At 65.3% G+C, this 5,748-nt stretch carries 8 protein-coding genes; 3 read left to right on the forward strand and 5 right to left on the reverse strand.

From position 1 onward, the window contains the following. Positions 1-506 (reverse strand): hypothetical protein (locus tag ACREE8_RS10945; protein WP_431573026.1); only part of this gene is annotated, 506 nt, incomplete at its 3' end. A 180-nt stretch (positions 507-686) separates the two neighbouring features. Next, entirely contained in the window at positions 687-1,871 is a 1,185-nt protein-coding gene (locus ACREE8_RS10950; RefSeq protein WP_431573027.1) for a branched-chain amino acid ABC transporter substrate-binding protein, read from the reverse strand. 155 nt (positions 1,872-2,026) lie between these two features. Here ACREE8_RS10950 and ACREE8_RS10955 point away from each other — a divergent pair, with 155 nt between their 5' ends. The 3 genes from ACREE8_RS10955 to ACREE8_RS10965 are packed head-to-tail and all read left to right on the forward strand — an operon-like array spanning position 2,027 to position 4,106. After that, positions 2,027-3,244, forward strand: a complete 1,218-nt coding sequence (locus ACREE8_RS10955; RefSeq protein ID WP_431573028.1) for an argininosuccinate synthase — start codon at positions 2,027-2,029, stop codon at positions 3,242-3,244. 5 nt (positions 3,245-3,249) lie between these two features. Continuing rightward, a complete protein-coding gene (locus tag ACREE8_RS10960; RefSeq protein WP_431573029.1) occupies positions 3,250-3,768 on the forward strand; it encodes a GNAT family N-acetyltransferase in 519 nt (172 codons plus the stop codon). Positions 3,769-3,785: 17 nt separating this feature from the next. Further along, complete coding sequence (locus tag ACREE8_RS10965; RefSeq protein WP_431573030.1) at positions 3,786-4,106, forward strand: heavy metal-binding domain-containing protein; 321 nt, start codon at positions 3,786-3,788, stop codon at positions 4,104-4,106. Positions 4,107-4,286: 180 nt separating this feature from the next. Here the strand turns inward: ACREE8_RS10965 and folD are convergent, their stop codons facing one another. Genes folD through ACREE8_RS10980 form a run of 3 tightly spaced genes read right to left on the reverse strand, consistent with a single transcriptional unit; the run spans position 4,287 to position 5,733 of the window. Continuing rightward, positions 4,287-5,159, reverse strand: coding sequence for a bifunctional methylenetetrahydrofolate dehydrogenase/methenyltetrahydrofolate cyclohydrolase FolD (gene folD / locus ACREE8_RS10970; RefSeq protein WP_431573031.1), 873 nt, complete (start codon positions 5,157-5,159; stop codon positions 4,287-4,289). A 58-nt stretch (positions 5,160-5,217) separates the two neighbouring features. Continuing rightward, positions 5,218-5,559, reverse strand: coding sequence for a DUF167 domain-containing protein (locus ACREE8_RS10975; protein WP_431573032.1), 342 nt, complete (start codon positions 5,557-5,559; stop codon positions 5,218-5,220). Positions 5,560-5,571: 12 nt separating this feature from the next. After that, positions 5,572-5,733 carry a YggT family protein gene (locus ACREE8_RS10980; protein WP_431573033.1) on the reverse strand — a complete coding sequence of 54 codons (162 nt, stop codon included), beginning with the start codon at positions 5,731-5,733 and terminating at the stop codon, positions 5,572-5,574. Between the last annotated feature and the right edge of the window lie 15 nt (positions 5,734-5,748).

Here is a 5,748-nt window from a genome sequence, read left to right on the forward strand (position 1 = left end):
CCGGCGAGGCCGCGCCAGAGCGGCTCGAACACGGCCTCGCGGAAGGCATCGAGCCCGGCGACAAGGGCCCGCTGGCCGGCCTCGGGATCGGCCGCGAAACGCATCAGGGAAGCCCAAAGGGGGTGGTCGAGATTCGATAGTTCGAAATTCATCGAACTCAAGGCCAGAAGGCGAGGACGAGGCAGGGAGGCCAGCGCCCGCGGCAGGGTCAGGCCACCCACGGCAACCCGCCTTGCCAGGACCGGATCCCCGAGCAGGCCCGACAGCATGGCCGTGACGACTGCGCCCGCGGGCCGCCGTTCGATCCGGCCGAGGAGTTCGATGGGTGTCGAATCAAGCGGGGCCACCCCGGGTGCCGCTGCGGCCAGCAGCCAGATTTCGGGTGTGCCACCCAAGGCCGCCTCGGCCGCCCAGTAGGTACCGGGCAAGGCCCGGCGCCCCTGGCGACGCCATTCGGGATGACGCTGGGCCCGGTCGCTGGCAAGCGACCAGGCCGCCAGGAACAACTCCAGCCGGGGGCTGGCATGGCAGCGCCACCGAGGCGGACCAAGGGCGGCTTCAGCCGAGGGATGGGCAGGCCGGCGAGGGGGCATGGTTATGTGATTCGATATTTATCTAACTATCGTTAGATTAATGCCGAACAAGCGCCCGTCAAGCTGATCGATCTTCGAGGTGCCGATCCGGGCTCAAGGAACGAGTTCATAGTTTCCGGCCCGAAAACGATACCAGGAAAACCGCTCGTCGCGCAGATCGCCCTTCTCGTCAAAGGCCACGGTTCCCATCACCGTGTCGAAACTGCCGCTGCGAAGCGCCCGAGCCACGGCACCCGCTTCCGTGGTGCCGGCTCGCTGCGCGGCCAGGGCGAACTCCTGGAACGCGGCATAGGTGAAGACGGCGTAGTCCTCGCCGGTGGGATCGGCATCGGTGTTTTGCGCGCGCAGCCGGGCAAGCAAGGCTGCGCCCTCCGGCACAGCCCGGGCGCCTTGATTGGCAATGAACATGACGCCTTCGGCGGCGGAACCTGCCGACTCGGCGAAGTCGGTTGTCATCAGAGAGTCGGACCCGAGAAACGCGGCCTGGAGTCCGCTGGCCCGGGCTTCCTTTATCAGCAAGGCGGCCTCCGGGTAGTACCCCATGTAGAAAACCGCGTCGGGTCGTGCCTTGATGAGTTCATCGATCGTGTCCTGATAGCTGGAGTGGCCTGCGTCGATCCGGTCCTGAAAGACGGGCTCGATGCCGTAGGCGACAAGGCCCCGGAGCAGCGGCCTCTCGATGGTGCTGGCGTAATTGCTGTCGTCCTGCAACAGGGCGATCCGACCCTTGGCGTAATGTTCAGCCAGGTAGCTGGCGGCGGCGAACCCCAGATGATCGTCGCGGACGTAGCTGCGGAAGACCGTCTTCCAGCCTCGATGGAAGGCTTGCTCGGTGAGGTTCGGATTGCTGGACGAAGGCGTGATCTGCAGAACGCCACTCTCGGCATAAACCGCTGAGGCCGGAATTGAAACGCCCGAGCAGAAATGGCCGATCATCGCGACGACATTCTGTGAAACGATGTTCCGGGCAACAGAGGTGGCACGCGATGACGCACACTCGTCATCCTGGACGATCAGCCGCAATGGCTTTCCCAATACGCCGCCAGCGGCATTGATGTCGGCCACAGCCAGTTTTGCACCCTCGCGCATCTGGGCGCCATAAACGCCCAGATCCCCGGTCATGGGGCCCGCCACCGCAATCCGGATCTCGTTGGCGGAGGCAGTTGACGTCGACGCCGTCGATTGCGGCTGCGTGGGTGCACAAGCACCCAAGGCCAAGAGCGCCAACAATGGCAAGGGGTGAAACCGGCGGGTGGATCGGTGCAGAGCATATTTCAAGTTGATGACTCCTCGGATCGTGCAACCCCTAGGATAGGGCGCTCGCCAGCCATCCTGTCAAGCGGGGGACCGGTCCCCCGCGACCTCAGCCGCCTTGCTCCTCGATCCGGTTTCCCTATACTCCGCGCGGCTTTTTCCCTGGAGATCGACCCATCATGCGCGGCACCATCAAGAAAGCGGTTCTCGCCTATTCCGGCGGCCTCGACACCTCCGTGATCCTCAAATGGCTGCAGGAGGCCTATGGCTGCGAGGTGGTGACCTTCACCGCCGATCTGGGCCAGGGCGAGGAGCTGGAGCCCGCGCGCAAGAAGGCGCTGCTGCTCGGCATCAAGCCCGAGAACATCTTCATCCAGGATGTGCGCGAGGAGTTCGTGCGCGACTTCGTGTTCCCGATGTTCCGCGCCAACGCGCTCTATGAGGGCCAGTATCTGCTCGGCACCTCGATCGCGCGGCCGCTCATCGCCAAGCATCAGATCGAGATCGCGCGGAAAACCGGCGCGGACGCGGTCGCGCACGGCGCCACCGGCAAGGGCAACGACCAGGTCCGCTTCGAGCTGGGCTACTACGCGCTCGAGCCCGGCATCAAGGTGATCGCGCCCTGGCGCGAATGGGATCTCACCAGCCGCACCAAACTGATCGAGTTTGCCGAGAAGCATCAGATTCCGATCGCCAAGGACAAACGCGGCGACGCGCCCTTCTCGGTCGATGCGAACCTGCTGCACAGCTCGAGCGAGGGCAAGGTGCTGGAGGATCCCTGGGCCGAGCCCGACGAGATGGTCTATCAGCGCACCATTTCGCCCGAGGCGGCGCCCGACAAGGCGACCTATATCGAGGTCGAGTTCGAGAAGGGCGATGCAGTCGCGATCGACGGCAAGCGGCTGTCGCCTGCCACACTCCTGACCAAGCTCAACGAGCTTGGAAAGGCAAACGGCATCGGCAGGCTCGACCTGGTCGAGAACCGTTTCGTCGGCATGAAGAGCCGCGGCGTCTATGAGACGCCGGGCGGCACGATCCTCCATGCCGCCCATCGCGGCATCGAGAGCATCACACTCGACCGCGGCGCCGGCCATCTCAAGGACGAGATCATGCCGCGCTATGCGGAGATGATCTATAACGGCTTCTGGTTCTCGCCGGAGCGCGAGATGCTCCAGGCCCTGATCGACAAGAGCCAGGAGAATGTCAGCGGCACGGTGCGGCTCAAGCTCTATAAGGGCAACACCGCCGTGGTCGGCCGCAAATCGCCCAAGAGCCTCTACAGCCTGCAGCATGTGACCTTCGAGGAAGACGCCGGCGCCTACGATCAGCGCGACGCCGCGGGCTTCATCAAGCTCAACGCGCTGCGCCTGCGGCTCTTGAAGAAGGGACGGGGCTGACCCCGATGGAACGGGGCAGGACGATCGGCCGCAACATCGTCGTCCGCCCCGGCGAACCTGCCGACCTGCCTCTGCTGACCGAGCTTTCGCTCCGTTTCTTCGATTATCTCAAGGCAACGGTGGCCGATGAGTTCTGGGAAGGGGCCGAGGTCGAGCCCGAGCGGGCGCGGGCCGATTTCGAGACTGCCTTCGCCAAGGACGAGCTGGTCCTGATCGCCTCGCTCGACGGCAGGTCCGCCGGCTATCTCTATGGCCGCATCGAACCCGCCTATGTGCGCGAATCGCCGATCAGGCAGATGGGCTACATCTCCCATTGCTTCGTCCGCGAGGAGACGCGCGGCGCCGGTGTCGCCGCGGCCCTGGCTCAGGCAGCCGAAGACTGGTTTCGCGAACGTGGCATCGAGCATATCGAGCTGCGCTATAGTCTCGCCAACAAGGCGGCAGCCGCGGTCTGGGCCAAGCTCGGCTACGCCCCGCAACGCCTCATCTGCCGCAAGACTTTGAGCCGTCCCGAAAATCGTTAGGAAGGCCCGATATCGTCATGATCCTGACCACCACGCCCAGCATCGAAGGCTTCAAGATCCGCGACTATCGCGGCATCGTGACCGGCGAGACCATCGTCGGCGCCAACATCTTCCGCGACTTCATGGCCTCGATCACCGATATCGTCGGCGGCCGCTCGGGCGCCTATGAGAACGCGCTCAAAGGCGCGCGTGAGGCGGCGATGCGCGAGATGGAAAAGGCCGCCAAGGAAGCCGGCGGCAACGCCATCATCGGCATCGACATCGACTACGAGGTGGTCGGCAAGGATGGCAGCATGCTGATGGTGAGTGTCAGCGGCACGGCGGTGGTGATCGAGTAACGACGAATATTCTTTCCTCTCCCTCACGCAGTGAGGGAGAGGGTTGCGCAGGCTTAGTCGGAGCGCAGCGGAGACTTAGCCGGAGCTGGGTGAGGGTGAACCTTCGACCCCCTCACCCTACCCTCTTCCCCCGCTTCGTGCGCGGAGAGGAAAGAGGAGTTCCGGCGAGGCGTAATCGCTTTAAATCGTCACCCCATGCTGCCGGCAGGCCGCCGTCACGGTGTTCTGCAGCAGCACCGCGATCGTCATCGGCCCCACGCCGCCCGGCACCGGCGTGATGGCGCCAGCATGTTTCACAGCCTCGGCGAAGGCGACATCGCCCACCAGCCTGCCCTTGCCGTCGGCACCGGTGATGCGGTTGATGCCGACGTCGATCACGGTGGCGCCCGGTGCCACCCAGTCGCCGCGCACCATCTCAGGCCGCCCGACCGCGGCCACCAGGATCTCGGCGCGGCGGCATTCGCCGGCGAGGTCGCGGGTCTTGGAATGGGCGATGGTGACGGTGCAGCTCTCGCCCAGCAGCAATTGCGCCATCGGCTTGCCGACGATGTTGGAGCGGCCGAGCACGACCGCGCGCTTGCCGGAAAGATCGCCGAGGCGGTCCTTCAGCAGCATCAGGCAGCCGAGCGGGGTGCAGGGTACCAATGCCTGGCCGCCGGTCGCGAGCCTTCCCGCATTGATCACATGGAAGCCGTCGACATCCTTGGCCGGATCGATCGCGTCGAGCACGGCCTGCGGGTCGATCTGCTTGGGCAGCGGCAGCTGCACCAGGATGCCATTGACCGACTTGTCCTCATTGAGCCGCTTCACCAGCGCCAGGAGCTCGCTCTGCGAGGTCGTGGGCGGGAGCTTATGCTCGAACGAGGCCATGCCGACCTCGACCGTCTGCGCCGCCTTGTTGCGCACATAGACCTTGCTGGCGGGATCCTCGCCCACCAGCACCACGGCGAGGCCGGGGATGAAGCCATGCTTCTCCTTGAGATCGGCGATCTGGGTGGCTAGGCGACGGCGCAGGCCTTCGGCGAAGGCCTTGCCATCGATGATATTGCTCATGCGCGTCTGGTTCCTTCGATGTCGAACTCAAGGTCGGGCCGCCTCATGCGGCCCCTCATTATCGGGCGCCGGCACCCTTCCCGGCGTGGCGCGCCAGCCAGTCCGTCACCAGCGCCTCCAGCGCCATCGGGTCGCCCGCGAGATGGAGCAGCTTGCGCCGGTCGGTGGCGCCGCTCTCGAGCGTGATGCTGGAACGGGCGATCCGCCATTCCCGGGCCAGGAGCTCGATCAGTGCCTCGTTGGCGCGGCCCTTCTCCGGCACCGCCGTGACCGCCACTTTCAGCACCACCGAGCCGTCCGCCTCCGCCATCAGCCCGTCGATCGCGCTGCGCCGCGCCTTGGGCGTCAGCCGGACCCGCAGGCGCAACCCATCCGACACGGCAGCGAAGGGTCGCAGCAACGGGGCTCGCCTCTAGAACCCGACTTGGGCGAACATCCAATGTACGACCAGACGAATGAAATAAAGCAGCAGGAGCAGCACCACCGGGGAGAGGTCCAACCCGCCCACCGTGGGCACGACGCGCCGGATCGGCCGCAGGGCGGGCTCGGTCAGGCGGTAGAGCACGTCGCCCACCTGATAGACGAAGCG

It is taken from the genome of Hypericibacter sp. (genome assembly GCF_050729195.1).
Lineage (GTDB): Bacteria > Pseudomonadota > Alphaproteobacteria > Dongiales > Dongiaceae > Hypericibacter.